26 protein-coding genes are annotated in these 25,602 nt (G+C 36.6%); 14 read left to right on the top strand and 12 right to left on the bottom strand.

All coding sequences use genetic code 11. The features are described from left to right. Positions 1–151 precede the first annotated feature (151 nt). Entirely contained in the window at positions 152–1,033 is an 882-nt protein-coding gene (locus tag EKM66_RS06585; protein WP_164505071.1) for an Abi family protein, read from the bottom strand. 104 nt (positions 1,034–1,137) lie between these two features. On the opposite strand from EKM66_RS06585, the gene cls reads away from it, so the two are divergent. Continuing rightward, positions 1,138–2,634: a cardiolipin synthase gene (gene cls, locus EKM66_RS06580; RefSeq protein WP_125762836.1), complete on the top strand. Its 1,497-nt coding sequence runs from the start codon at positions 1,138–1,140 to the stop codon at positions 2,632–2,634. Positions 2,635–2,819: 185 nt separating this feature from the next. Continuing rightward, positions 2,820–3,566, top strand: coding sequence for a peroxide stress protein YaaA (yaaA, locus tag EKM66_RS06575; RefSeq protein ID WP_125762834.1), 747 nt, complete (start codon positions 2,820–2,822; stop codon positions 3,564–3,566). A gap of 64 nt (positions 3,567–3,630) precedes the next feature. Here yaaA and EKM66_RS06570 read toward each other — a convergent pair whose 3' ends face one another. The 4 genes from EKM66_RS06570 to EKM66_RS06555 form a co-directional block, all read right to left on the bottom strand. Continuing rightward, entirely contained in the window at positions 3,631–4,005 is a 375-nt protein-coding gene (locus EKM66_RS06570; protein ID WP_125762832.1) for a VOC family protein, read from the bottom strand. A gap of 79 nt (positions 4,006–4,084) precedes the next feature. Continuing rightward, on the bottom strand, positions 4,085–4,267 hold the full coding sequence (locus tag EKM66_RS06565) for a hypothetical protein (protein WP_125762830.1): 183 nt from the start codon (positions 4,265–4,267) through the stop codon (positions 4,085–4,087). A gap of 131 nt (positions 4,268–4,398) precedes the next feature. Beyond that, the gene (locus EKM66_RS06560) at positions 4,399–4,683 is read right to left on the bottom strand and encodes a hypothetical protein (RefSeq protein WP_125762828.1); all 285 of its coding nucleotides are present in this window, start codon (positions 4,681–4,683) and stop codon (positions 4,399–4,401) included. Between the two features lie 109 nt (positions 4,684–4,792). Next, positions 4,793–5,329, bottom strand: a complete 537-nt coding sequence (locus tag EKM66_RS06555) for a TetR/AcrR family transcriptional regulator (RefSeq protein WP_125762826.1) — start codon at positions 5,327–5,329, stop codon at positions 4,793–4,795. A gap of 192 nt (positions 5,330–5,521) precedes the next feature. Between EKM66_RS06555 and EKM66_RS06550 the strand changes: the two genes are divergently transcribed. Continuing rightward, positions 5,522–7,861, top strand: coding sequence for an ABC transporter ATP-binding protein/permease (locus EKM66_RS06550; protein ID WP_125762824.1), 2,340 nt, complete (start codon positions 5,522–5,524; stop codon positions 7,859–7,861). Positions 7,862–7,923: 62 nt separating this feature from the next. On the opposite strand, the gene EKM66_RS06545 is transcribed toward EKM66_RS06550, so the two are convergent. Continuing rightward, positions 7,924–8,259, bottom strand: coding sequence for a DUF6483 family protein (locus tag EKM66_RS06545; protein WP_125762822.1), 336 nt, complete (start codon positions 8,257–8,259; stop codon positions 7,924–7,926). Between the two features lie 124 nt (positions 8,260–8,383). Between EKM66_RS06545 and EKM66_RS06540 the strand changes: the two genes are divergently transcribed. Together EKM66_RS06540 and EKM66_RS06535 are read left to right on the top strand one after the other, a co-directional pair. Next, a complete protein-coding gene (locus EKM66_RS06540) occupies positions 8,384–8,956 on the top strand; it encodes a helix-turn-helix transcriptional regulator (protein WP_125762820.1) in 573 nt (190 codons plus the stop codon). A gap of 71 nt (positions 8,957–9,027) precedes the next feature. After that, entirely contained in the window at positions 9,028–9,687 is a 660-nt protein-coding gene (locus EKM66_RS06535) for an endonuclease III domain-containing protein (protein ID WP_125762818.1), read from the top strand. Here the strand turns inward: EKM66_RS06535 and EKM66_RS06530 are convergent. Further along, on the bottom strand, positions 9,649–10,251 hold the full coding sequence (locus EKM66_RS06530) for a TetR/AcrR family transcriptional regulator (protein ID WP_164505070.1): 603 nt from the start codon (positions 10,249–10,251) through the stop codon (positions 9,649–9,651). The genes EKM66_RS06535 and EKM66_RS06530 overlap by 39 nt on opposite strands. A 243-nt stretch (positions 10,252–10,494) precedes the next feature. Between EKM66_RS06530 and EKM66_RS06525 the strand changes: the two genes are divergently transcribed. Together EKM66_RS06525 and EKM66_RS06520 are read left to right on the top strand one after the other, a co-directional pair. Beyond that, positions 10,495–11,406: an ABC transporter ATP-binding protein gene (locus tag EKM66_RS06525; protein WP_225426569.1), complete on the top strand. Its 912-nt coding sequence runs from the start codon at positions 10,495–10,497 to the stop codon at positions 11,404–11,406. 4 nt (positions 11,407–11,410) lie between these two features. Continuing rightward, complete coding sequence (locus tag EKM66_RS06520; RefSeq protein WP_125762814.1) at positions 11,411–13,033, top strand: ABC transporter permease; 1,623 nt, start codon at positions 11,411–11,413, stop codon at positions 13,031–13,033. Between the two features lie 45 nt (positions 13,034–13,078). Here the strand turns inward: EKM66_RS06520 and EKM66_RS06515 are convergent, their stop codons facing one another. After that, positions 13,079–13,546 (bottom strand): hypothetical protein, encoded by a 468-nt coding sequence (locus EKM66_RS06515; protein WP_125762812.1) that lies wholly within the window; start codon positions 13,544–13,546, stop codon positions 13,079–13,081. A 176-nt stretch (positions 13,547–13,722) separates the two neighbouring features. Here EKM66_RS06515 and EKM66_RS06510 point away from each other — a divergent pair, with 176 nt between their 5' ends. Next, positions 13,723–15,093: an Nramp family divalent metal transporter gene (locus EKM66_RS06510; protein WP_125762810.1), complete on the top strand. Its 1,371-nt coding sequence runs from the start codon at positions 13,723–13,725 to the stop codon at positions 15,091–15,093. A gap of 134 nt (positions 15,094–15,227) precedes the next feature. Continuing rightward, on the top strand, positions 15,228–15,974 hold the full coding sequence (locus EKM66_RS06505) for a TerC family protein (protein ID WP_404811461.1): 747 nt from the start codon (positions 15,228–15,230) through the stop codon (positions 15,972–15,974). 307 nt (positions 15,975–16,281) lie between these two features. Here the strand turns inward: EKM66_RS06505 and EKM66_RS06500 are convergent, their stop codons facing one another. Both EKM66_RS06500 and EKM66_RS06495 read right to left on the bottom strand, forming a co-directional pair. Beyond that, positions 16,282–17,121 carry a helix-turn-helix transcriptional regulator gene (locus EKM66_RS06500; RefSeq protein ID WP_125762806.1) on the bottom strand — a complete coding sequence of 280 codons (840 nt, stop codon included), beginning with the start codon at positions 17,119–17,121 and terminating at the stop codon, positions 16,282–16,284. 61 nt (positions 17,122–17,182) lie between these two features. Beyond that, positions 17,183–17,548, bottom strand: a complete 366-nt coding sequence (locus tag EKM66_RS06495; protein WP_125762804.1) for a DUF488 domain-containing protein — start codon at positions 17,546–17,548, stop codon at positions 17,183–17,185. A gap of 78 nt (positions 17,549–17,626) precedes the next feature. On the opposite strand from EKM66_RS06495, the gene EKM66_RS06490 reads away from it, so the two are divergent. The 5 genes from EKM66_RS06490 (at position 17,627) to EKM66_RS06470 (ending at position 21,585) form a co-directional block, all read left to right on the top strand. Continuing rightward, the gene (locus EKM66_RS06490; protein WP_125762802.1) at positions 17,627–18,829 is read left to right on the top strand and encodes a betaine/proline/choline family ABC transporter ATP-binding protein; all 1,203 of its coding nucleotides are present in this window, start codon (positions 17,627–17,629) and stop codon (positions 18,827–18,829) included. After that, positions 18,826–19,461 carry an ABC transporter permease gene (locus EKM66_RS06485; protein WP_076613871.1) on the top strand — a complete coding sequence of 212 codons (636 nt, stop codon included), beginning with the start codon at positions 18,826–18,828 and terminating at the stop codon, positions 19,459–19,461. The genes EKM66_RS06490 and EKM66_RS06485 overlap by 4 nt, the downstream gene beginning before the upstream one ends. 2 nt (positions 19,462–19,463) lie before the next feature. Next, positions 19,464–20,390 carry an osmoprotectant ABC transporter substrate-binding protein gene (locus tag EKM66_RS06480; RefSeq protein ID WP_125762799.1) on the top strand — a complete coding sequence of 309 codons (927 nt, stop codon included), beginning with the start codon at positions 19,464–19,466 and terminating at the stop codon, positions 20,388–20,390. Next, on the top strand, positions 20,390–21,052 hold the full coding sequence (locus EKM66_RS06475; RefSeq protein WP_125762797.1) for an ABC transporter permease: 663 nt from the start codon (positions 20,390–20,392) through the stop codon (positions 21,050–21,052). The genes EKM66_RS06480 and EKM66_RS06475 overlap by 1 nt, the downstream gene beginning before the upstream one ends. A gap of 98 nt (positions 21,053–21,150) precedes the next feature. Continuing rightward, a complete protein-coding gene (locus EKM66_RS06470; protein ID WP_125762795.1) occupies positions 21,151–21,585 on the top strand; it encodes an Hsp20/alpha crystallin family protein in 435 nt (144 codons plus the stop codon). A 448-nt stretch (positions 21,586–22,033) separates the two neighbouring features. On the opposite strand, the gene EKM66_RS06465 is transcribed toward EKM66_RS06470, so the two are convergent. Together EKM66_RS06465 and EKM66_RS06460 are read right to left on the bottom strand one after the other, a co-directional pair. Then, complete coding sequence (locus tag EKM66_RS06465) at positions 22,034–23,371, bottom strand: amino acid permease (protein ID WP_125762793.1); 1,338 nt, start codon at positions 23,369–23,371, stop codon at positions 22,034–22,036. Between the two features lie 165 nt (positions 23,372–23,536). After that, a complete protein-coding gene (locus EKM66_RS06460; protein WP_125762791.1) occupies positions 23,537–24,907 on the bottom strand; it encodes an amino acid permease in 1,371 nt (456 codons plus the stop codon). Positions 24,908–25,602: the final 695 nt, after the last annotated feature.

Genomic DNA, 25,602 nt, shown 5'->3' with positions numbered 1-25,602 from the left:
TGGCACCACGGTGATACTGTGTTAAAGTAGATATGCTCATAGTAAATGTCTTCTTTCATGGTCTGTTTAGTCACTACCATTGTAAAACATTTACTATGGGTATTTTTTTTTGATTAGGTGTTCGGATTAATTTTACAATTCACGATATTCATTAATGTATTTCAATCAATATCTTAAAAACATCAAGTACTTCTCTGATAATATCATTATTGCTTGAAATACTATCCATTAATCTAAGTTCATTGATTAAATCACCATTAATGTTAATGGTGGAATTAGGACTATCATATTGATCGCATAAATAAAATAGACAAATCAAATCGTGTACTTTCCTATCGAATAATAGATCCTTATCAATTTTAAAGTGTTTAGTATTAATTTCTTTTACTCTTCTTGATACAGCCAAAATCCTTTCGGAGTTATTAAAGAAATTAAGTAATAGACAATTATTATGTGCAGCTAAGTTTCTAATATTTTTACAATATTTTAGTAAATACTTAGTTTCTTTTAACTGAGTATATTGAGTTCGTTTATACAAGAAATTTAAAAAATAACATAATGCTCCAAATGACATTGTTTCCAATAATACCCAAATGGCCGGGTTATTATGATGTTTTTCACTCATTAATTTGGAATATTTATTTTTATCCAGATAATTAATAGATTGAGAATATCCTATATTGTCATATTCTCTAAAATCACGAACAATTGAATATCCATCCTCCATTTTATTCTCAGTTATTAAATCTATTATCCTAGTTTTTATTGCATGCTCCAGATTCAATGACATTTCTAATAAAGAATATCTAAGTTGGGTATCCAAATCGTAAACCTGTTTTAAATAAGCAAAATCCAAGTCAATATACTTACCGTCAACTTTAGGAAAATTCTTTCTGTATGCTGTTAACTTGAAATAATAGTTTTCCTTTCGTAAATATTTAATCGCATCCTGTTCATTCATTAGTTCAAACTTAATTCCTTTGGACTTCATGTGCTTGATCATTTCTTTGTAAGTGTATTTTCTTTTCTCCATATATTAAATTACGTTTTTTATTCTACTATATCCATTTGTCTGAATAGATTTATTCAGTAAAGTGAGATAAACTCTTTAATATGAAATAGAGGGGAATTTATAAAATGGTTGATGTCTGGATTATTTGGTTAATATTTATTATCTTGGTACTTAACACGATTTCAGCGCTTATCACTGTCTTCCATAGACCCAGAAATATCGTTACTACCTGGGCATGGATACTGGTTTTGACGCTCCTGCCGCTTGTTGGATTCTTGATATATGCCTTCTTCGGTCGTGGGATTGCGCAAGAGAAAATATTCAGTATCAGTAATCAAAAACATGTCGGTTTGGATCAATTAAAGTCGATGGAAATGGCCGATACGGCCAAACGCCGATTAATCGAAAATCAAAATAATAATAATGATCCAGCAACTCGTTCTGATCAGACTCACTATGCCGGCCACATTATTAAATTCTTCAATGAAACTGAAGAGACCCCTCTGACGCGTCATAACAAGGTAGATTTATTCTTTGATGGTAAAGAAAAGTTTGCCCAAATGTTTGAGGATGTCAAAAACGCTAAAGAAACTGTTCACGTTGAATACTACGCCTTCATCAAGAGTGACATTGGTGATGAATTCTTGAAACTATTGACTCAAAAGGCCAAAGAAGGATTGGAAGTTCGTCTACTGTATGATCCATGGGGATCGAATGGCACTCGTAAAAAATGGTTTAAGGACTTTGAAGATGCCGGTGGTGAAGTTCTCCAATTCATTACTTCGAAAAATGTTATTGCCAAAACTCGTTTGAATTATCACTTGCACAGAAAAATTGTTGTTATCGATGGATGTATCGGTTGGACTGGCGGATTCAACGTCGGTGACCAATACGTCAACGTGACTGAAAAGTTTGGTTACTGGAGAGATACTCATGTACGTATTAAAGGTGTCGCCACATTGCTACTACAGGAACGTTTCTTCCAAGACTGGAATGCTTCTATTGAGAAGAGTGAAGAAGCATTAGTCTTCGATGAGAAATACTTCCCATCAGACAAATTCGAGATCACTGACAACTTGCCTATTCAAATTGTTAGTGACGGACCAGATAGACGTGAAGAAGTCTTAAAAGATGGATTCATTGATATGATAGTCAGTGCGAAAAAGAGTGTCTGGATTCAATCACCATACCTTGTTCCTGATGATCCAATGTTCACTGCATTAACGATTGCAGCAAGATCAGGTGTCGACGTTAGAATAATGATTCCATGTATGCCCGACCATCCCTTCATCTACCGTGCCACACAATATTATGCCAACCTACTTACAAGTTACGGTATTAAAATTTACAGCTATCAAAAGGGATTCTTGCACGCTAAAGCTAGTGTCTTCGATGACAAAATTTGTACCGTTGGTTCAATGAATCAAGACTTTCGAAGCTACTCACTTAACTTTGAAGCTAATGCCTTCATTTACGATTCGAAAATTGCTCATAAAATATCTCGCGCATTCGAAAATGACATGAAGGATAGCTTATTAATAACGCCAGAAGTCATCAAGAGCCAAGGCCACTGGTTGCACTTCAAGCAACGATTCTCAAGACTGTTATCGCCAATTCTATAAAAAGAGCGTGAAAAAACACGTTTAACTTCTGAGCATAACCTAAAAAATTCTCGTATTTACATAGTAAATGCGAGAATTTTTGTAGTTAAACGCAAGGAGTTGTATTTTATTCCGTGTTTACGCTGAATATTTGAGTAGCCTTATAATTACATCAAAACCTTATTCTTTTTTCAAAAGGACTTATTATGAAGATTATAATTGCACCAGCCAAGAAAATGATTGTCGATACTGACGATTTTGAATACGAAACACTTCCAAAATATTTGGATCAAACCGAATTTATTCTTAAACAGTTACGTAAACTAAATTATTCAGATGCAAAGGCACTCTGGAAATGTAGCGATAAGCTAGCCGAGCCAAACTTCAAACAACTTCAAGAAATGGATTTGCATCAGAAACTGACCCCAGCATTATTGGCCTTTAGCGGAATTCAATATCAATACATGGCACCGGACTTATTCACTGAAAAAGCTTTGGATTACGTGCGTCAAAATTTACGAATACTATCAGGATTCTACGGAATCCTCCGTCCATTCGATGGAGTTGTACCCTACCGTTTAGAAATGCAGTCCAAAATCAAGATACCAAAATTCCAAAATCTTTATACATTCTGGAACTCAAAATTATATGATGCATTATCTACTAATAATGAACCTATTATTAACCTAGCATCCGAAGAATATTCCAAAGCAATTACTCCTTATCTGAAACCCAAGCAAGAATTCATTTCTGTAGTTTTTGGAAGTATTGTCGATGGAAAATTAAAGGTCAAAGCAACTTTAGCCAAAATGGCTCGTGGTGAAATGGTCCGATTTATGGCTGAAAATAATGTGGATAACATAGAAGATTTGAAAAAGTTCAATCATCCAGACTGGAAATTATCCACTAACTTATCCACACCAAAGCAATTGGTCTTTATTTATCAAAAATAAATATCTATAGAACGCAAAAAGCCAACCAAGGACTCTCCCTTAATTGGCTTTTAAAATTTATCAACTATTCTGTGATACTTCCGACTGCATAGTAATGATCTTCCGGATCAGAGAAGTTGAATACTAATTGATCTCCTTGTGCAGAAACTTCACTGATTGTATTAGCATACATTTCAATTTGATCATGTAGATCTCTAACATCATTGGTCAAGAACATCATTGATGGCATCTCTAGTGAAACTGATGGTGAATATTCCCTGATGAATTCCACATCATAGAGATTGATATTTACTTGGTCTAAAACACTCAATTTGATTTCAAAACTACCATCGATCATTTTGGTTTCTTTAATTAAAGTAGCTCCTAATGCATCCTCAAAAAATTTGGCAATCAAATCCACATTTCTGACATACAGCATAACCTCAAGCTTTTGTAACATAATTTCCCTCCAATTAAAAAAAGATATACTTCAATGAAAGTATACCTTAATCCTGAAATAATCATACTATTTGCATTTATTAACTGACTTTATGTTTAAGACCACGATGCTTTCTCATTTCATCAATAATAAAGGCAACCGCAGAAATTGCAGCTAAAATAAAGCTAATTGCAGCGTATGTTTTGCTCATGAATAATAAGAAGATTCCTAAAATAAGAAACGCTGCAGTAAGTGCCAAATACAAGCGATCTATTTTTTTCATAATTACATCTTCATTCAACGTTAAATTTAAAAACGATTTAAGATATTATTCCTAAATCTGCCGCTATTATGTAACCTTATTAGCAAGATATCCAGTAATTGAGCTTATAAAAAAAAGAGTGTCATGTTTCACTACACTCTTTCGTATATTTGTTTAGCGATTCTCTTAACCGTTCTACGATGATACAAGTCATTACCCTGTCCCCAAAAAATGAAATTCAATGAAATGTACATGATAGAAACTAATATATCTAAGAAATCTAATCCCAACTGCTTAGAAATTAACAACCAAAGAATGAATCCAATTGAAATAATCGGAACAATTGCACCCACCCAGTTGATTGAATTATTGGCTAAGACATACTTTTCAAGCATTAACACTACTAATGATCCGACAACAAATACGATTTCTCTCATAAATACGTCCTCCCCTAAAACAAACGTGATTTTTGCACCATTAGAAATGGTAACACAGTTATTTTCAGAAAATAAGCAATTAGTATTATGAAAACGTACACAAGACAATTTAAAACGGTTTATCTATTTTAGGACGCAGATTTTGAATATCATCCGCGAATACTAGTGAAACAATTTTTCGTGTCAATTCGTGTGGTGTAAGTTTCATCCCATCTTTGACCCACTTCTTCAATGCACTTTGAATTCCTGCCATCAAGTATACATCCTGATATTCATTTACATTGGGAGCATTATGACCAAAATCTTCGAATAGTTTCTCAAGTAATCTCGTCTTACCTTCCACAAACACCAGATTGCTTAGTCGTTTATGATGGTAGAACTCATCCAACACCATTTCCATTCCTTGTGATGGCGATTTAACTATATCCTCATTAAGTGAATCGATGAATTCTTCTTCGATTTCGTCAACACACTTATACACATCCTCATAATATCGGTAGAATGTCGTACGATTAATATCCGCCAAATTACAAACTTCTGTCACAGTTATATTATTCATCGTCTTATTCTCAAGCAGCGATAACACTGAATCCTGTATCACTTGCCGAGTATATTGTGCTCGCCGATTATTTTTAATTCCTACCATATATAGAACACTCCCGCCGCGTCATTAATGCAACATATTACCAAAATATGTTACACTTACAACAAATTATTTATAATTGATGATTGTTTTTTAGATAAAAAATTTCTATTATATGAAACATGGTGTTGCATTAATGATGATTGTATCAAAAACATTTGCAATATTACAAATCTTAAATAAAAGGAATAAAATATGCTGGAATTAAAACACATAAAAAAGTATTTCTATGTCGGCGATTCTGTAACAAAGGCGCTCGATGATGTTTCTGTATCATTTCGACCTAAAGAATTCGTTGCTATATTGGGACCTAGTGGTTCCGGTAAAACTACTATGCTTAACGGAATCGGTGGATTAGACATCTATGATTCTGGTGATCTGATCATTAAGGGCAAATCAACTAAGGACTTCTCCGAAGCTGATTGGGATGCTTATCGTAACAACTCAGTTGGATTCATTTTCCAAAGCTACAACATTATCGGACACTTAAGTATTCTTGATAACGTTGAAATGGGTATGACGCTCAGTGGTGTTCCAAATGCTGAGAAGAAAGAAAAAGCTGTTAAGGCACTTGAACGTGTGGGCTTAGGACCTCACATGAATAAGAAACCAAATCAATTATCCGGTGGTCAAATGCAGCGTGTAGCGATTGCTCGTGCTATTGCCAACGACCCTGAGATTTTACTTTGTGATGAACCAACTGGTGCTCTAGATACTGAGACTAGTGTTCAAATCATGGAATTGATCAAGGAATTGTCAAAAGAACGACTTGTTATCATGGTTACTCATAACCCTGAACTTGCCAAGCAATACGCCAACCGTATCATCAACTTTGCTGACGGTAAAATTCAAAACGACTCTAATCCTTATCAAGAAGACACTAGTAAAGACAGCTTTGAACTAAAGAAAACTAAGATGACATTCTGGACTGCTCTAAAATTGTCATACACTAATATCAAAACTAAAAAGGCTCGGACCTTCCTAACAGCCTTTGCCTCAAGTATTGGTATTATCAGTATTGCCATTGTCCTAGCATTGTCGTCTGGATTCCAAAAACAGATTGATAAAACACAATCTAATACACTGGCACAATTTCCAATTACTATTTCTCAAATTGCTTCTAACCAAACTGCCCCATCTACCAAGAGTGACAAGCTGACTAAAGCTAAAAAGACTAAAGTTACTGCCAAACTAAGTCAAGCCGATAAAGCCACACATATCAATAAGATCACTAAGAAATATACAAACTATATCGATAATATCGATCCAGAGTTGAGCAAGACTATCACTTACACTTACTCAACTGGTATGAATATCCTTAGTGAGAATAACGGCAAAGTCAAAACCGCTACATTCTCAAACGCTGACACAAGCAAGGGAGCAAACTCTGCCAGTGCAATGTCCAATGCCATGGCAACCTCAACTGGTATCGGCGGTTCAGTTTACCCAAGTGGCAAGAGTGGTCAAGCATTCTTAAAGAAGCACTACAAAGTTGTTTCTGGATCAATGCCCACTAGTGCTAACGATATCGTATTGATCGTTGATAGTGACAATTCAACTAATATCAACGCATTAAAGAATATTGGTCTTTCAGTTAAAGAAGGACAAAAGTTCAACTTCAACAAGTTAGTTGGTAAAGAATTCAAAGTTGTGAACAATAACAATTACTATAAGAAACTACCTACTGGAACATTCTTACCTAATGCAGCTGATTCAACACTATACAACAACAGTTCTAACACTACTTTGAAAATTTCAGGTATCTTGCGTGTTAAATCAAAATCATCTGAGAACATCTTAGCTTCAGGCGTTGCTTACAGTAATCAATTAACTAAGAATATCATCAATGACAACAAGAACTCAGATATTGTTACTGCTCAAAAGAGTAGCAGTACTAACGTTCTAACTGGTGCAAGTGTTGAAGATGCTACAACTAAGGCTACCTTGATCAATTATCTTGGTGGTTCAACAACACCATCAAGCATCATGATCTATCCAAACAATTTCAAGAACAAGGATAAGGTCCTTAAGTACTTGGATAAATACAACAAGGGCAAGAAGAAGTCTGACCAAGTTATTTACACAGATATGGCTGGTTCTGTTTCTAACCTAACTGGTGGACTAATGGATGCCATTACCTACGTCTTGATTGCCTTCGCCGGAATTTCTCTTGTAACAAGTATGATTATGATTTCAATCATCACCTATACATCTGTTCTTGAACGTACCAAAGAAATTGGTATTTTGAAGGCCTTGGGTGCTAGAAAGAAAGATATTACTCGAGTATTCGATGCTGAGACAACCATCTTGGGTGTCGCATCTGGTGTACTTGGAGTCATCATCGCCTATCTTGCAACTTTCCCAATCAACTCTATTTTGAAGAGTATGACCGACTTATCAAATGTTGCACAATTGAATCCGATCCATGCAATTATTTTGATTATTGTAAGTACTGTTCTAACAGTACTTGGGGGACACATTCCAGCACGTATGGCAGCTAAGAAAGACGCTGCTACTGCATTACGTTCTGAATAATAAATTCAATCTATATAATATAAATACCCAGGACAAATTTTAAAATTTGTCCTGGGTATTTTTCATAGTTTAGAAACTTTAACAATTGATTTCTCTAATTCCATCTTCAAATCATTATCAACATCATTTAATTGATTAAATTTATCTAGTAACCATTGTGCTAAATCAACATAATCACTTTTACTCAAAATGAACTTTTGCTCAAAAACCATTCTGACAGCCACATCATATTTTCTTTTGAACACTAACTTATCAAGTCTTTCCTTAATCGTCCCCGACTGACCCTGTTCCTGCTCAAAGAATACCACTGACTTATTGCCATCTTTATTATTCAACATAACTCCTAAACCCTCGGCAAATGACTTAACTTGGCGCATAATGAAATCATTATCATCCATAATGTTGTACCTCCACTTTTCATTACAGCAATTGTACTACCCGCAAATTGAGATAACATCTTCCAGATATTGATGTAAAAGGATTTTGACACCGTTATAACGACTAACTAAGGAGACTCTAGCTATGAGCGTTAAGACACAATTAATATACTATCGAAACCTACATAACTTATCCAAAACTGATTTGTCCAAGAAAATGTATGTTTCAAGACAGACAATCTCCAACTGGGAAACTGGTAAAACTTACCCCGATATTCAGAATCTGATTCTATTATCAGATATTTACCAGATTACCATCGATCAACTTGTCAAAGACGATATTAATGTAATGCAGAATGCTTCTTCAAAGCATAAGTTAAAACTGTTAATTACAGGATTGATATCTACTCTAGTTTTGGTATATGCATCATTTATCGGTATGAAGTGGATTCCAATTACCACCGCTGCCATGTTAGTATCGATTTTTTCCACACTAGGCGTTATCGACGCCATCTTACTAATACGTTTGAAAAACGACCTACAAATACGAACCATGAAACAAGCCTTAGACTTCATGCATGGGAAGTCTGTAAAACAAATCAAGGAGGATACTAAGAAACGTAATATCAAACTATTATTATCCAGTATATTAGGAATTCTATTGGGAACAACTTTGACATATATAATCGCTGTTTATTTGTTAAATTGGTCGTTATAACGTTTCCCGTGAAACAATTTGGGACATTTTAAGCAATTTGTTGGATAATGAATATCCCGGGAGGAAATGCTTTGTATAAAGAAATAACTATCAGACAATTATTTGAATTATTAAATAAACAACTTGGACGCCAAAACTGGTGGCCTGCACATAGCACTGAAGAAATGCTCGTCGGTATGGTATTGATTCAAAATACCAATTGGAAAAACGTCGACAGATCACTTGATAATCTCCAAAAAGAAACAGGTTTCAATATGGATAAGCTACTGTCCCTGCCACTCGACAAACTCCGCGACCTGATACAGCCAAGTGGATTCTATAAAAACAAATCTCTTTATGTTCGCTCACTGCTTACTGCCTATCGCGATGACTTTGATGATTGGGAACAATTATCGACTCCTACATTGCGCGAAAAACTCTTGAATTTAAAAGGCATCGGTAACGAAACTGCCGATGTCCTACTACTATATTATTTCCACCGCCCTACTTTTGTCGCAGACAACTATTGTATGCGACTATTCAAAAACCTGCATGCATTTACTAACAAACCCACTTACATGCAATTGAAAAATGCTGTTCAATCAGATTTTGATTTTACACCTGATGAAGCCAGTGAGTTTCATGCATTAATAGATGAATTCGGCAAACTCAAAAGTGATTTTTTTGACGGTTATCAACTGAAATTACCACACTCACTTGCCCATAATTCCGTAAAAGAACATACGCGCTAAGCCATTAGAATACTTTTTCGTAACAAGTTCCTTGGTCCTCTGGGCAGTCGAAGGGTTCATAAAATACGATATGAGCATATCCACATACAGCATCACAACTTCATCTTGAATATCATCACTGATCATTCCCTCGGCTCGACCCTGCTTGAGAATCTTGCTCCAAAAGCCTTCTTTTCCTTCGTTGTAGACCTTCATTACACGATCATCACCATTAGCCGCTTGGAACTCATCAATCATGAAGCTCATAAAGTCCTGATTCATTGTTTCAGCTTCATTAGTTCCAAAATCCAAGATACTCGCAATTTTTTCTTTAAAGTTCATATTGGACTGATTCAATCGCTGATCATATCCTGCATAGCCATCAACGATCATTTTGATAGTAACTTCTCTGGCAAGTTCTATCTTACTGGGAAAGTACTTATACAGTGTGACTTGTGACGAATGTGCCTCCTTCGCAATATCTGCGACGGAGGTATTTTTGTATCCATTAGTCACAAATGTCTTAGTTGCGGCGTTCAATATATCAATTCTTTTCTGTTCTTTACGCTTTTGATTAGTTGCCATGATTTCCTCCAAAAATATTTTTAATCGATATTTCATCTTTTGTATTGATATATCAACATTGTTATTTTCGAGACCTCTAATAGTTCATTTTGCTGATATCTTACTGTTGACACTAGCTATCTGCACAACTAATATACTCTTTGATAAATGAACTATTCAAGAAAAATATTTCATTTTATTACTGAGAGTTCAAGTTTAATGCTCAAATAACTTGGACATATACAACTCATCTAAGGGGATAATATGATGCAACAAAATAATAATGCAATTTTACATATTGATCATCTACAAAAGAAATTCGGTAAATTTCAGGCTCTAAAAAACGTTACCTTCGATGTCTATCCTGGGGAAGTATTCGGATTCATTGGACCTAACGGAGCTGGTAAATCAACCACTATTCGGACACTTCTGGGGATACTACGTGCAACTGGTGGAACGGCTACGTTGTTTGGCAAAGATGTTTACAAGGATTCCGTCTCGATCCACAAAAGACTGGCATATGTACCAGGAGATGTCTATCTTTGGCCTAATTTAACTGGTGGAGAAATTATTGACTTATTCTTGAAACTTGGAAATACCAAGCACAACAGTAAGACCGATGAAATGATCAAACGATTCCAGCTTGATCCAACTAAAAAAGCTAGAACATATTCTAAAGGTAATCGCCAAAAGGTCGCTTTGATTGCAGCATTCTCAACTGATGCTGACTTCTACATCTTCGACGAACCAACTTCAGGGCTTGATCCTTTAAACGAAGAAGTGTTCCAAAAATCTGTCCTGGAATTAAAAAAGCAAGGTAAAGCCGTTCTATTATCAAGCCACATCTTATCCGAGGTTGAGAAAATGTGCGACCGTATCGGCATCATCCGTAGCGGTGAAATAGTCGAAACTGGTTCACTATCTGATATGCGTCACTTAACTAGAACCGTTATTCAATTTCAGACAATGCAACCAACTCCTAACCTGCAAAGCATGAAAGGTGTTTATAACGTAACACTTGAAGCTAATGGTCTAACAACTTTTTCAGTTGATTCCGACAAACTCAGCACAACAATGGATTATCTATCTGACAAACAAATCGTCTCATTACAATCAACCCCTCCAACTCTTGAAGACTTATTTATGAGATATTACAGCTCAGACGAAGGGAGATAACATTATGGAAAACCGTAATTTTCATCAAACTTGGTTCCTGACTAGATTCAGCCTGAAAAGAGACTGGTTGAAATTAGCTCTCTGGTCCGTAACGATGGTAGTGCTGTTTGCGGCAGTAGCCGCTAAGTTTACTACTATTTATGATACTCAAGCTTCCATCGATGAAATTGTCAAAACTTTGAAGTCACCATCAATGATCTCTCTTTTTGGTAAATTATCTGGTAGTGCACCCTACAGCACTGCTGATGTATTTGCCGGAGAAATGACCGTCTTCATGGCAATGATGGCAGCTATAATGAACTTCTCAATTATTATCAAAAACACTCGTGGCGAAGAAGATTCAGGATTACTAGAAATAATTCAATCACACTCAGTTGGTAAACTATCCAATCTAGCTTCTTCATTGATCGAATTATTCATTATTAATCTACTGATTGGCTTATTCTATGGTATTGGATTGCAAATGGCTAACCTTCCAGGAACCGACACTAATGGTAACTTCTTATTAGGGCTTGGCTTAGGTGCAGCTGGATTCATGTTCGCCGCTATAGCTGCCTTCTTGGCACAGTTGGTCGACAATTCTCGTTCAGCAACCATCCTGTCATACGTCGTCTTCGGTATCATGTACATCGCTAGAATGTCGACTGATGTTTCTAACCCTAAGGCAACTTGGCTCATCCCATTTGGTTGGGTCGAGAAATTCTCTACCTACCAAGACAACAACTGGCTTCCAGTCTTTCTAATGTTGGGACTATCATTAATTCTTGTTGTAGCGGCGTTATGGATCAACAATCATCGTGACATTGGATCCGGTCTTGTAGCCACAAGACCTGGACGTTCCAAGGCTTACATGTTTCTTCGCGGACCATTGAGTCTGTTTTGGAGACTGCATCGTACTTCAATCATAGTCTGGGTAATTGGACTATTGATCTTGGGATATACTTACGGATCGATCTTCAATACCATCGGTGACATTCTGAAGACCAATCCTGCAATGGAAAGTATCTTCGGTGCTGGGGCAGTTCACAAAGCCAACGTTCTTATCATCAAGAATTTCATATCGATCTTGATGATTGTCTTTGGAGTATTGGCACTCTTCCCTGGTATACAAATTATTAACTACCTAAAAACTGGTGAAAGTAAAGGCTACTTGGAGTTGATCCACTCAAAACCTGTAAGTCGTAATTACTTATTTACAAGTGTTCTGGTTCTTGGAATGACAACAAGTATTGCTGCACTATTTGCTGCCATAATGGGACTACAACTTGGTGGCATGTCAGTCATGAAACATCCCGTAGCAAGTTCAGTATTCTTAAATAGCTTCTATGCATACATTTCACCAACCGTTCTAATGTTAGCAATAGCTGCTTGCATCATCGGTTGGATTCCAAGATTATCAGTCTTTGGATATCTATATGCAGGATTTGCATTGTTCATCGGCTATTTTGGCAAGTTGATCGACTTACCAAAATGGATGGCAAAATTAACACCATTTGGTTTCATTACCAAAGTTCCCGTCCACAAAATGGACATTAGCACCATGTGGTGGCAACTTGGACTTGCCGTGATACTAATTTTAATTGGATATATTGGTTACCACATTCGAGATCTAAAGAGCGCAAACTAAAAGACGAAATCGGGTTTTCCGATTTCGTCTTTTTGTGTTTAATATTTAAATTTGTCCAACTTCAACTTGAACACCTGAAGATAGTTTTTTACTCAAATAATCCTGTACTGTCTTATAAGAAGTATTAAAACTCATTTGTACTTGTTGTGGACGACTTGTATTGAAAATAACCGCAACCTTGGGTTTTCTTTGGGGAACTTCTATAGGAATCAGCGTTACATGAACGATTTGAGCATAATCAATAACGCCAGAATAGAATCCATTCATAATGACTTTCTTCTCGCCTATCCCACCAACACCATTCATAATGGTGAGGGTTATAAACGAAGCCGTCATGATGATATATGGCAAATCGTTAGTTGCTGAGAACAGCAACCATGAACCGATAAATGCAGCGAAAATCAATGATGAAATCTTATAAATCGAACGGATTTCAATTTGAGATTGCCAATAAATGTTAAACACTGCTCCGGCTAAAAATATTACATCTACTACTATTATTAGTAAGTCCATATGGCCTCATTCCTTTTTAAATAATTGTAGGTTAGTATACAGGTTTTTACAAATTTTTGCTTTGATTTAAATCAATTTAATTATTGTTAAGTACACCTAAATTTAATTTTTATTCTTATTTAAAAATCTAGTATAACGTGATATTATATTGGAAGATTAAAAAGGGGGATACAAGCTTGAGTGATAATAATAAAAAACACGAAAGCCTGATCCATTACGCAAACGGTCCTTCATTGCAAGAAATCAATGATACCGTTGAGGTTCCAAAAGACGCTGGATTCTTCAAGACACTATTAGCTTATAGTGGTCCTGGAGCTCTGGTTGCTGTTGGATACATGGATCCTGGTAATTGGGTTACTTCCATCGCTGGTGGTGCTCAATTCAAATACAAACTTTTGACCGTCATTTTGATTTCTAGTTTAATCGCCATGTTGCTACAATATATGGCCGCTAAACTAGGGATTGTAACTGGTCGGGATTTGGCACAATTAACAAGAGATAGAACAACCAAAAAGGTTGGCTTTATGCTCTGGATAGTTACTGAGTTAGCTATTATGGCAACGGATATAGCGGAAATAATCGGTTCTGCGATTGCCTTAAAACTGCTATTCGGCATTCCAATTCTATGGGGTGTTATCATCACTGCATTTGATGTCTTACTTCTATTGGTACTGATGAAACTTGGCTTTAGAAAGATTGAAGCTATTGTTGCCGCACTAATTATGGTCATCTTAGCAGTATTCATGTACGAAGTTATTCTTGCCCAACCTAATATGGGACAAATGGTGGTCGGATTCGTTCCTGATCCTGTGATTCTACAAAATCAAAGTATGCTATATATTTCATTAGGTATCGTTGGTGCGACAGTTATGCCGCATAACTTATACTTGCATTCAAGTATTTCACAAGCTAGAAGATATGACCGTGAAGATGCTAAGAGTGTTAAACAAGCCGTTCGTTTCTCAACTTGGGATTCAAATATTCAACTAACCTTAGCATTCGTAGTTAATACTTTGTTACTTCTTCTTGGTGCAGCACTATTCTATGGTACAAACAGTGACTTAGGTCGTTTCGTTGACTTGTACAATGCTTTGCAAGATCCAAAAATTGCTGGTGCAGTTGCCAGTCCAGTTCTAAGTATTTTGTTCGCCGTAGCTTTACTTGCATCTGGTCAAAATTCAACTATTACTGGTACATTGTCCGGTCAAATCGTTATGGAAGGTTTCGTCCACATGAAGATGAAACTGTGGGTAAGACGTGTTATTACACGTTTGCTCTCGATCCTTCCAGTTATTACCTTCGCTATCATGTATCACGGTAACGAAGCTAAGATCGAATCATTACTGACATTCTCACAAGTATTCTTGAGTGTCGCATTACCATTCTCAATCTTCCCACTTATCGCCTTTTCTAGTGATAAGAAACTTATGGGAGAATTTGCGAATAAGAGTTATATCAAATACATCGGATATGCCATTGCCGTTATCCTGACTATTCTAAATATTTGGTTGATTTTCACAACGCTTCAAGAAGTCTATCATTTCTAAATATCAAAAGCCTTGAACTTTAAAATGTTCAAGGCTTTTTTGTTGTAATATATACATATACCAAAAAGTAAAGTATCATATTGAAAACAAATAAATTTTAAGGGAGCATATTCTGATTGAATGCACTTGTGAACATGTACGGTCCATTCTTCGACCTTCATAACTGGGCAACAGTTATTGAGTCTGGCGAAGACTGGCTAATAATTCTATCTTTAATAATTATGGAATGTATGTTATCTGTTGATAACGCGGTAGTTTTAGCTGCTCAAACACAATCATTACCTAACAAAGTTGAGCAGGAAAAGTCATTATTTTACGGACTATTCGGAGCTTACATCTTCCGTTTTCTAGTTATCGGTATTGGAGTCTACCTAATTAACTTTTGGTGGATAAAGGTTCTTGGCGCTGGATATCTTTTCTATTTGTTCTTAAAATACTTCTTCCTCGATAAACGAAAAGGTAATAAAGTTGAAGTTCCAAAGGAAAAGCCTGAACCAAAAGGCTGGAAAAAACATATCCATATTTCCAAATTCTGGCAAGTTGTTATCTCAATTGAATTAATGGATATCGTCTTCTCTATCGATTCCGTCTTGGCATCACTTGCTATCTCAAGCAACCCTGTTATCGTATTGATCGGTGGTATGATTGGTATTCTAGCTATGCGTGGTATTGCTGAACTAATTATGGGACTAATGGAGAAGATCCCTGAACTACAAGGAATGGCCTACTTCTTGATTCTCTTTATTTCAGTTAAATTATTCTTATCAATTCCTGCAATCGACATCGAAGTACCAAATATGTTATTTGTTGCCGTATTGATTGTCTCGATTATTGTCACATTAGTAATTCACTACATACATACAAAAAAGGCTACTAAATAGTAAATACATATAAAGGGAGTCATGGCCACTTGATATTGGTGTATATCAAGTGGGACATGACTCCCTTTTTTGTACAATAATAAAATATTTATATAATTGATTTTACCAGCAGTATACAAACTAGTCGTAAGGGTTGAAAATATTTGTTGGCTATGAAAGTTTAGTTAGAGCTTTGCTCTTACTAAAACGGGCGTATTTGAAGACCTGTCGAACTTAAAAAGGCTTCAAACCGAGAATTGAGACCGAACTTCGGCTCAATTCGGTCCGCATAGCCAATAAATATTTTCAATCCTGGAGACAGAAGACTTTATTTATTTCGTCTGAATTTTGAAGGTGTGAATCCGGTAAACTTCTTAAACGTCTGGCTAAAATAACTAAGCCTGGCAAATCCTAACTCACTAGAAATATCTTGAATACTCATCTCAGTATCCTTCAATAACAACATAGCTCGCTGAACCTTTCTGGCATTCAAATAAACTGAGAAGCTCAACTTAGTCTCTTTTTTAAACAACTTACTAAAATAATAATCTGACAAATAAACTCGATTGGCAACTTGATCCAACGTTAACCGCTTATCCAAATTATCATCAATGAATTCAATCGCCGTGATGATGGCACGATTGGATGTCGACAAATTCTTCAATTGTTGCAAAGCTAAAGCTTCACTGTCATCCAATTCTTCAATCATGTCATCAACATTAGCTGGTTGCTTGATCAAGAAGTCATCTACTCCACGGTTTTCAATCAATAATCTTGAGGTACCTTCAAACAAGAATTTTAAAAACCCAGCTTGCTTTTGAAGTCTCTGTAAAACTAACAAATTATCAGGACTAGGCCTGTCGTCAACGTCATGTGCGACATATAGCTTCCCGACCATTTGATTGATGGTCGAAATTCTAATCGGTGTATTAGTCAATTCGATGTGATACTTGAATCGATCAGTACTCAGACTTTCGAAGTCTTTAACTGTATCAAGTCTAGAAAGTATTCCCTTCTCAGATGCATCCCCAAGTGCGGAATATACTAGTCGATCATTATTATCCAGCACAAAAATAACCAGATCATTTGTTCTGGCATAGTTTTGTAATATTCTAATTAATGCTTTTTCGTTGCTGGAAAGAAGAGTCGCTAAATCGAATTCCTCCATTATTATCCACCCTGTCTTATTTCATCATTATTATTATAAAGTCGATGGGCACTTTCTTCAATTAATTATTAATTTCTTTATTAAGGTATTCATTCAGGACAACTGCGTTGTTATGCTCTTCATCTTTTGCGCCATAAAGAATCAGAACATCTTGCTCTTTAAGAGCTTCTTTGACTGCTTGAACGAATTCTTTGGCATAATCATTATTTTGGATTTCTTCCATATACTTCTTCTCAAACTCTGGATACTTTTCAGGGTCATGACCGAACCATTTTCTCAATTCAGGTGAGGGAGAAATTTCCTTGGCCCACAAATCTAACTTGGCATTAACTTTGGACATTCCTCGTGGCCATAGACGATCTACCAAAATTCTATATCCTGCGGGTAATTCCTTGTTATAGATACGTTTGACAACTATTTTTGACATAATATCTCCAACCTCTTTTTGAATTAATCTCGCTATCATTGTATCATAGCTAACGTTAGTCATTTTATAGGAGGATTTATGCAGACCGCGAAAGAAATAATTTCATTTCAAGATGTAGCAAAAAACTACCGCGGCGGCAACGACGCCGTCGAGAATATCAACATAACAATTAACGAGGGGGAGTTCGTCTGTCTAATTGGAACATCTGGTTCCGGAAAGACCACGACTATGCGTATGATCAATCGTATGATCGAACCTAGTCGTGGCAAAATCATTTTTAAAGGAAAGAATCTTAAGACATTCGACCCTGTAAAACTGCGACGTACAATTGGATACGTTATTCAAAATAATGGACTAATGCCTCACATGACCATCAAAGATAATATTACCTTGGTCCCTAAACTACTTAAGTGGTCACAGGACAAGATGGATCGTAAGGCAACAGAATTAATTAAATTGGCTGATCTGCCTGAAAGTTACTTAGAACGTTATCCTGCAGAATTATCTGGTGGACAACAACAAAGAATCGGTGTAGTGCGTGCTTTGGCTGCCGATCAAGATATTATTTTAATGGATGAACCATTTGGTGCTCTAGACCCAATTACACGTGATGACTTGCAGGATCTAGTTAAGCATCTTCAAGAAGAACTTGGTAAGACGATCATCTTCGTTACCCACGATATGGATGAGGCCTTAAAACTAGCAACACATATTGTCATTATGGACAGTGGTCACATTATTCAAGACGACACGCCTGACAATATCTTGCAACACCCTGCTTCTGATTTCGTTAAGGAGCTATTAGGTGAAGAACGTTTGCTTCAAGCACAACAGAATACTTTGTCTGTCAGCGACATCATGTCGAAGAACCCAGCCAAGATCACACTTGGTCAATCACTAGCTGAGGCTATTCGTGAAATGAGTTTAAAACACGTTGATACGCTATTAGTTACAGATGATAATAACAAACTCAAAGGCTTTATCGATCTGGAGACCATAAACGACCGCTACTCGAAATATTCGAACGTCTCGGACATCTACCAACCAAATCGCTTTAAGGTCAAGACAACGTCATATTTGCGTGATACCAGTGAGCGTATTTTAAAGCAAGGCTACAAATACGTCCCTGTTATTGATAACGACAATAACTTAATTGGTATCGTTACTCGTGCCTCTCTAGTTAACATCATCTACGATGCTATCTGGGGTAGTGAAGAATTGGATAATCCTGAAGGCATCAAGTTACCCGATTCAATCGCAAAGGAGAGTGATAATGCATGATTACCTTTCTGAACCAGCATGGCTCTGAATTGATAATCAAAACCTGGGAACAAATCTATATCTCAGCTTTTGCCATTATCCTCGGAATTATAGTTGCTGTACCACTTGGCATTCTATTAACACGTTACGACAAAACTGCTAAATACGTAATGTCGATCACTGGAATGCTTCAAACTATTCCTTCATTAGCATTATTAGCTCTGATGATTCCAATCTTTGGTATCGGAAAAGTCCCAGCTATCGTTGCCCTATTCATCTATTCATTACTACCAATTCTGCGTAACACATATATTGGGATGAAAAAGGTCAACAAAAATCTACTCGACGCCGCACGTGGTCTGGGAATGACGACGATGCAGTCCATTTTTAAAGTTGAAATACCAATGTCCATGCCTATTATAATGTCTGGTATCAGGCTCTCAACTGTTTATGTAATTTCTTGGTCTACTTTGGCGTCGTACATCGGTGCCGGTGGATTAGGTGATTTCATCTTTAACGGACTGAATCTCTACAATCCAAGTCTTATCATCGGTGGTACTATCCCGGTTACTATTCTGGCAATCCTTGCCGATTATCTATTAGGGATATTCGAGAAAAAAGTTACACCAAAAACGAAACGTAGTGAGGTGTAATTATGAAGAAATCAATCAAAAAAATATTTACAATTATATCCTTGATGACAATGCTATTAGTGTCTGGATGTGGATGGCCTGGATTAGGCTCTGGTTCAAAAGATACAATTCGAGTTGCCAGTTTATCTACGACTGAATCGATGATCATGTCAGAAATAATCATGGAACTCATTTCACATGAGACTAACTACAACACTGAAATCGTTAATAACTTAGGTTCTAACCAGTTAGTTCACGCTGCTTTGATGCGTAATAACGCTGATATTGCTGCCGAGAACTTCACTGGTGATGAATTGATTGCTACTTTGAACCACAAACCGATTCAAAATCGTGCCAAAGCTAACCGAACAGTCAAGCGTCTCTACAAACAACGTTTCGACCAAACTTGGTTCCCAACTTATGGATTCGCCAACACATACAATATGTTGGTAACTCAAAAAATTGCTAAAAAATACAACTTGCACAATATCAGTGACTTGAAGAAAATTGCTCCAACCATGAATATTGGTGCTGATAATATCTGGATCAATCGTCCTGACGATGGTTACCCAGCTTTTTCACGTGCATACGGATTCACCTTTAAACGTGTCTATCCTATGCAAGTTGGACTAGTTTACTCAGCTGTTGCCGCAGGTAAAATGTCGGCTGTCCTTGGTTACTCAACTGATGGTCGTATCAAGAGTTACAACTTGAAGATATTACCTGACAACAAGCACTTCTTCCCTCCATACGATACAAGTATGGTTGTCAACAACAGCTTGTTGCGTAAGCACCCTGAGCTCAAGCCATTGTTGCACCGTTTGGATGGCAAAATTTCATTATCAGAAATGCAAACAATGAACTATGAAGTCGATAATAATCTCCGTGAACCGGCAGATGTCGCTCAAGAATTCTTACAAAAAAATAACTATTTCAGAGGTGATAAATAATGGCTGACCAGCCGCTATGGAGACAATTGATTTTTTACTTTACCCACAATGGGATGTATATTCTAGAACAATTCTGTAGACACTTTTTGATCTCATTCTACGGTGTTCTGATTGCTGCGATAATTGGTATCCCATTAGGAATATACATTGCTAACCATTACAAACTTGGTAATTTCATTATCAGTATTGCCAACGTTATCCAAACAGTTCCTTCACTTGCCATGCTATCAATCATTATGCTGGTATTAGGATTGGGACCAAATACGGTTATCGTAACGATTTTCTTATACTCGTTACTCCCAATTCTGAAGAATACATATACCGGAATGCGTAACGTTGATCCAAATGTCATCGATTCGGCACGTGGTATGGGTATGACCGGCATTCAATTGCTGTACATGGTCAAATTGCCACTTGCCATGTCCGTTATCATGTCTGGTATTCGTACAGCCATGGTTGTCGCTATTGGTAACACTGCTATTGGTTCCTTCGTTGGAGCTGGTGGACTAGGAGACTTAATTATTCGTGGTACTAACGCTACTGATGGTGCCCCATTGATTCTTGCTGGTGCTTTGCCAACCGCTCTTATGGCTGTTATTACTGACTTATTGATTGGTTTATTGCAAAAATACTTTGAGCCAACCAATTACATGAAAAAATAATATTTAGCACTCGACAATTAAGAGTGCTAAATATTTGAACTTCCCCCCAAGCAGGTACTATACTGTATTTGTAATGAAGGAAAGGAAGTAATTGATATATGACAAATGAAATTATGGATCGTCATAACGACGTTATGAGAGACTGGTTTGATAATGCATGGATGAATAACTTCCCTACATTTTTCAATGATGCTAATACAGATACAACACTAAAAACAGATATTAAAGAATCTGATAAGGATTATGAAGTTCATGTAGATATGCCAGCTTTTGATAAGAAGAACATTGATATTAATTATCAAAACAACACACTAACAATTAGTGGTCACCGTGATAGTTTCAATGATCATGAGGACAAAAATGGAGATATGATTATGAGCGAGCGCTCAAGCGGTCGCTTCGCAAGACAATATCACTTACCAGCAGTTGATGAGAATAATATCAAGGCTGATTACAGCGATGGTGTTTTGAAGATCACATTGCCAAAAGTTGAAGATAAGAAAGATCTTGGTCATCATATCGAGATTAACTAGATTGAATGAGTCACGTTTGTGGCTCATTTTTTTATATCGTTGATTGTTGTTGTCCGCCTGCAGGCGAGAGTGTTTCTGCTAGTCTAATTTCATATTTAAAAATAAAAGTCGTAATAATATTTCCCATTTTTAAGGAAATGTTATTACGATTTTTTTTATTCTATAGATAGCAATAGAAACTCATTTAGTAACGATAAAACTTCTAAAACACCCATACTAAATAGACAGTCATGAACATAAATATAGAAAGTAAATTTAGCTGGAGGTCACAAGATATTTAACAAGTCGTGAAAGTGGCGTAGAACGGTGGTCTACCCGTTCGTACAACACTGGACAATCTTGGAGATTTTCAACGCAAAGCTTCAAGTCGAGACCCGAGACCGCACTTCGGCTCGGGTCGGTCCACACGAAAGGTTTAATATCTTGTGACCGGAAGCGGCAACCAACCCTACTTCTTTTTCAAAAGAGAATAAACCAAAACCAAACCAAGCCAGAAAACAATTGTAAATACCATAGCCAATCGGGTGCTACTAATAATCAACAACAAAACTAATATCCCGATAAAGAATATCAAGCTTAGATAATTTGTAAAAGGATACCCTGGCATCTGATATTTACCCAGATTCTCAGTCCGACGTCTATACACAACATGTGTCCACAAAAGAACAATCCACACAACAATGAAGTTGATTGTTGAAACTGTTGAAATAACGCTGAATACATTTGCCGGCATAAAGTAATTCATCAAAACAATCACTAACAAAGCGACACTTGAGAACATCAATGACCAAATCGGTACTCCATTGCGTCCTACCATTGACATTTTTTTTGGAGCATTACCCTTGATACTCAGACTGTACAGTGTCCGACTAGTACTGAACAAGCAACTATTTGTGGCGGATAAGGCTGCGGTTAGGACAACAAAGTTAAGGATCCCGGCTGCTCCTTTGATACCAATTGCTGAAAAAACTTGAACAAATGGGCTAACATCAGTCGTTATTTTATTCCAAGGATAGACACTCATAATTGCGACCATAGCACCGACATAAAACAACCCGATCCTAATCGGAACAGCATTGATAGCCTTAGGTAAATTTAATTCCGGATTCTCAGTTTCACCGGCAGTGATACCGACCATTTCAATTCCAACGAAAGCAAAAACTACCATTTGAAATGACATCAAGAAGCCAGACACGCCAGTCGGAAACATCCCTCCATGACTAACAAGATTACCAAAACCAGCGACACTTCCAGAAACTGGTGTATGAAAAATTGCCATTGAAATACCAACAATGACTAACACAATAATCGCAATAACCTTAATCATCGAAAATCCTGATTCCATCTCACCAAACAACTTCACATTAACAAAATTCATCGTAATCAGAATCAACAAGATAACTAGTGCTGATAACCACTGTGGAACTTGTGGAAACCAGAATTTGATATAAATACCTGATGCCGTTAAGTCTGCCATTGCTAACGTTATCCAGCAGAACCAATACGCCCAACCGGTCACGAATTCGAACCTGTCTCCAAGATATTCTCTGATAAATTCCAAAAATGAATGCTTTATAGTATCAGACAAAAGTAGTTCTCCAATAGCACGCATCATCAAGAAACAAAATAATCCTGTTATTAAATAAGAAAATATTATTGAAGGACCAGACTTATGAATCGCCTCACCCGATCCCAAAAATAATCCAGTTCCGATCGCACCACCAATGGCAATCATCTGAATATGTCTACTACCTAGTGACCTAGAAAGAGTTTGTTTTTCGTTCATAGTTTCCACTTCCTTAATTTTGATTGTAAAAAAAGACGCCGCTATTACATCTCTGTAATAGGGCGTCAAAAACGCGGTTCCACCTAAATTCGCAATTGCTTGCATCTCTTAGGCTCGATATAGTGAGCCAATCTTGTAATTCTGCCATAAAAATCCTACTGAATCTCAGCTAATTTCAGCATCTCTGTCATTATTTTTGTGATAAACCGACAACATCACGATCCAGAAGATAATTGTAATAATCATCGGAACCCTAGTTGTTCTTATATATAGAAGCAACAATAAAATTGCTGTGAAAAACGCTAAACTAATGTAATTACTAAATGGATACAACGGCATCTTAAAAATTTTGATACCACTGGGATTTTGCTTTCTAAATAACAAATGTGTCCAAATAAGAATCATCCAAACGATAATGAAATTGATTGTAGAAACCGTTGAAATTAAGCTAAAAACATTGGATGGAATGAAAAAGTTCAATGCAACAATCACTAATAAAGCAGCCGCTGAAAACATCAATGCCCAAACTGGAACTCCATTTCTACCAATTAACTTGAACTTCTTTGGAGCGTTACCCTTCAAACTCAAACTGTACAATGTACGGCTAGTGCTGAACAAACAACTGTTGGTTGCTGAAAGTGATGCGGTTAGAACGACGAAGTTCAAAATTCCAGCTGCACCGTTGATCCCAATACCTGAGAATACTTGTACAAATGGACTGGATGTCGTCGATATCTTGTTCCAAGAATATACACTCATGATGGCAATCATGGAGCCAACATAAAATAGTCCGATTCGTATGGGCAAGCTATTGATGGCCTTAGGAAGGTTAATTTCAGGTTCAGCTGCCTCACCAGCGGTCAATCCAACCATTTCAATCCCTACGAAGGCAAAAATAACCATTTGAAATGACATCAGGAAACCTTTGAATCCAGTTGGGAAAAATCCACCGTGGCTTACTAAATTAGTAAATCCTGCATTACCACCTTCTACTGGAGCATGGAAGAATGCCATTCCGACCCCAACTACAACTAACGCAATGATAGCAATGATTTTTATCATGGAGAATCCTGTTTCCATTTCTCCGAATAACTTCACGTTCACAAAGTTCATTGAAAATAATACTAGTAGGATAATCAAAGCTGATAACCATTGTGGAACACTGGGTAACCAATACTTGATATAAATTCCTGATGCCGTTAGATCCGCCATTGCCACGGTTATCCAACATAGCCAGTATGCCCAACCAGTTACAAATTCAAACCTATCTCCCAGATAAATTCTGATAAAATCCAAAAACGAATGCTTCGTAGTATCTGATAATAGTAATTCTCCAATTGCTCTCATCATGAAGAAGCAAAAGAAGCCTGCAATCATGTATGCCAAGATAATCGATGGTCCAGCTTCATGAATCGCACTTCCTGAGCCCAAAAACAGCCCTGTACCAATTGCTCCACCGATAGCAATCATCTGTATGTGTCTTCCCTCAAGTGACCTCGAGAGCGTTTGTTCTTGTGTGGTAGATTCTTCTTCCATAAATAAACTTCCTTCTTCAATACAAAAAGAGTTAAAAAAAAGACGCCACTATTACATTTCTGTAATAGGGACGTCGTAACGCGGTTCCACCCAAATTTTGCAATTATATTGCATCTCTTAAAGCCAATATAGACGGCCAACCTGTAAAATTAAAACACCATTTTCATTGCCGACTTTCAGCCTAGATCAGCATCTCTTTGGATGAACATGTGTATAGTATAAGTGGTACACTCTTAAAAAGCAACTAACAATATAAAAATATAATTAATCTAGACCAATTCAAAAATTGAAAATTCACACTTTTTTCACAATTTGGAATTATTTATTTCATAATTTCTCGGTATTATAGTAATTGTAGATGAGAGATACAGATATCCCTTTTCTCACCCCCCTATAACATATATATTTAATCCCCTATTTGAAGACATCCCTCCCCAGGATGTCTTCTATTTTTTCGACTTTTGGGTATCAACTAGTAGTAGTTGTTAACAAAATAAGTTATACTGTTATTCGTGAGGTAAATTACTTACCTCAAGGGAGACAACTATTGTTGTCATTTAAAATGGACAAAGAATTTAAAATTATAAAAAAGACTTATCATAAACAAGTGGCTATCCAGATTCACATAATTTTCACAATTTACAAACAAATACTTCATGATAGGCCTGTATTATATAAATTGTAGATAAGAGATA

This window comes from Companilactobacillus hulinensis (assembly GCF_003946555.1).
Taxonomy (GTDB): domain Bacteria; phylum Bacillota; class Bacilli; order Lactobacillales; family Lactobacillaceae; genus Companilactobacillus; species Companilactobacillus hulinensis.
Note: the sequence above shows the minus strand (reverse complement) of the source record. Positions and strands in the feature narration are given on the sequence as shown.

Excerpts from the sequence above, each read along its gene's own strand:
- EKM66_RS06490 (WP_125762802.1), top strand. The coding sequence starts at position 17,627 with ATGCAGACCGCGAAAGAAATAATTTCATTTCAAGATGTAGCAAAAAAC.
- yaaA (WP_125762834.1), top strand. The coding sequence starts at position 2,820 with ATGAAGATTATAATTGCACCAGCCAAGAAAATGATTGTCGATACTGAC.
- EKM66_RS06460 (WP_125762791.1), bottom strand. The coding sequence starts at position 24,907 with ATGGAAGAAGAATCTACCACACAAGAACAAACGCTCTCGAGGTCACTT.
- EKM66_RS06520 (WP_125762814.1), top strand. The coding sequence starts at position 11,411 with ATGGAAAACCGTAATTTTCATCAAACTTGGTTCCTGACTAGATTCAGC.
- EKM66_RS06480 (WP_125762799.1), top strand. The coding sequence starts at position 19,464 with ATGAAGAAATCAATCAAAAAAATATTTACAATTATATCCTTGATGACA.
- EKM66_RS06540 (WP_125762820.1), top strand. The coding sequence starts at position 8,384 with ATGAGCGTTAAGACACAATTAATATACTATCGAAACCTACATAACTTA.
- EKM66_RS06485 (WP_076613871.1), top strand. The coding sequence starts at position 18,826 with ATGATTACCTTTCTGAACCAGCATGGCTCTGAATTGATAATCAAAACC.
- EKM66_RS06500 (WP_125762806.1), bottom strand. The coding sequence starts at position 17,121 with ATGGAGGAATTCGATTTAGCGACTCTTCTTTCCAGCAACGAAAAAGCA.
- EKM66_RS06470 (WP_125762795.1), top strand. The coding sequence starts at position 21,151 with ATGACAAATGAAATTATGGATCGTCATAACGACGTTATGAGAGACTGG.
- EKM66_RS06555 (WP_125762826.1), bottom strand. The coding sequence starts at position 5,329 with ATGGTAGGAATTAAAAATAATCGGCGAGCACAATATACTCGGCAAGTG.
- EKM66_RS06545 (WP_125762822.1), bottom strand. The coding sequence starts at position 8,259 with ATGGATGATAATGATTTCATTATGCGCCAAGTTAAGTCATTTGCCGAG.
- EKM66_RS06465 (WP_125762793.1), bottom strand. The coding sequence starts at position 23,371 with ATGAACGAAAAACAAACTCTTTCTAGGTCACTAGGTAGTAGACATATT.
- EKM66_RS06525 (WP_225426569.1), top strand. The coding sequence starts at position 10,495 with ATGATGCAACAAAATAATAATGCAATTTTACATATTGATCATCTACAA.
- EKM66_RS06530 (WP_164505070.1), bottom strand. The coding sequence starts at position 10,251 with ATGGCAACTAATCAAAAGCGTAAAGAACAGAAAAGAATTGATATATTG.
- EKM66_RS06515 (WP_125762812.1), bottom strand. The coding sequence starts at position 13,546 with ATGGACTTACTAATAATAGTAGTAGATGTAATATTTTTAGCCGGAGCA.
- EKM66_RS06495 (WP_125762804.1), bottom strand. The coding sequence starts at position 17,548 with ATGTCAAAAATAGTTGTCAAACGTATCTATAACAAGGAATTACCCGCA.
- EKM66_RS06550 (WP_125762824.1), top strand. The coding sequence starts at position 5,522 with ATGCTGGAATTAAAACACATAAAAAAGTATTTCTATGTCGGCGATTCT.
- EKM66_RS06505 (WP_404811461.1), top strand. The coding sequence starts at position 15,228 with ATGTACGGTCCATTCTTCGACCTTCATAACTGGGCAACAGTTATTGAG.
- EKM66_RS06560 (WP_125762828.1), bottom strand. The coding sequence starts at position 4,683 with ATGAGAGAAATCGTATTTGTTGTCGGATCATTAGTAGTGTTAATGCTT.
- EKM66_RS06585 (WP_164505071.1), bottom strand. The coding sequence starts at position 1,033 with ATGGAGAAAAGAAAATACACTTACAAAGAAATGATCAAGCACATGAAG.
- EKM66_RS06565 (WP_125762830.1), bottom strand. The coding sequence starts at position 4,267 with ATGAAAAAAATAGATCGCTTGTATTTGGCACTTACTGCAGCGTTTCTT.
- EKM66_RS06475 (WP_125762797.1), top strand. The coding sequence starts at position 20,390 with ATGGCTGACCAGCCGCTATGGAGACAATTGATTTTTTACTTTACCCAC.
- EKM66_RS06570 (WP_125762832.1), bottom strand. The coding sequence starts at position 4,005 with ATGTTACAAAAGCTTGAGGTTATGCTGTATGTCAGAAATGTGGATTTG.
- cls (WP_125762836.1), top strand. The coding sequence starts at position 1,138 with ATGGTTGATGTCTGGATTATTTGGTTAATATTTATTATCTTGGTACTT.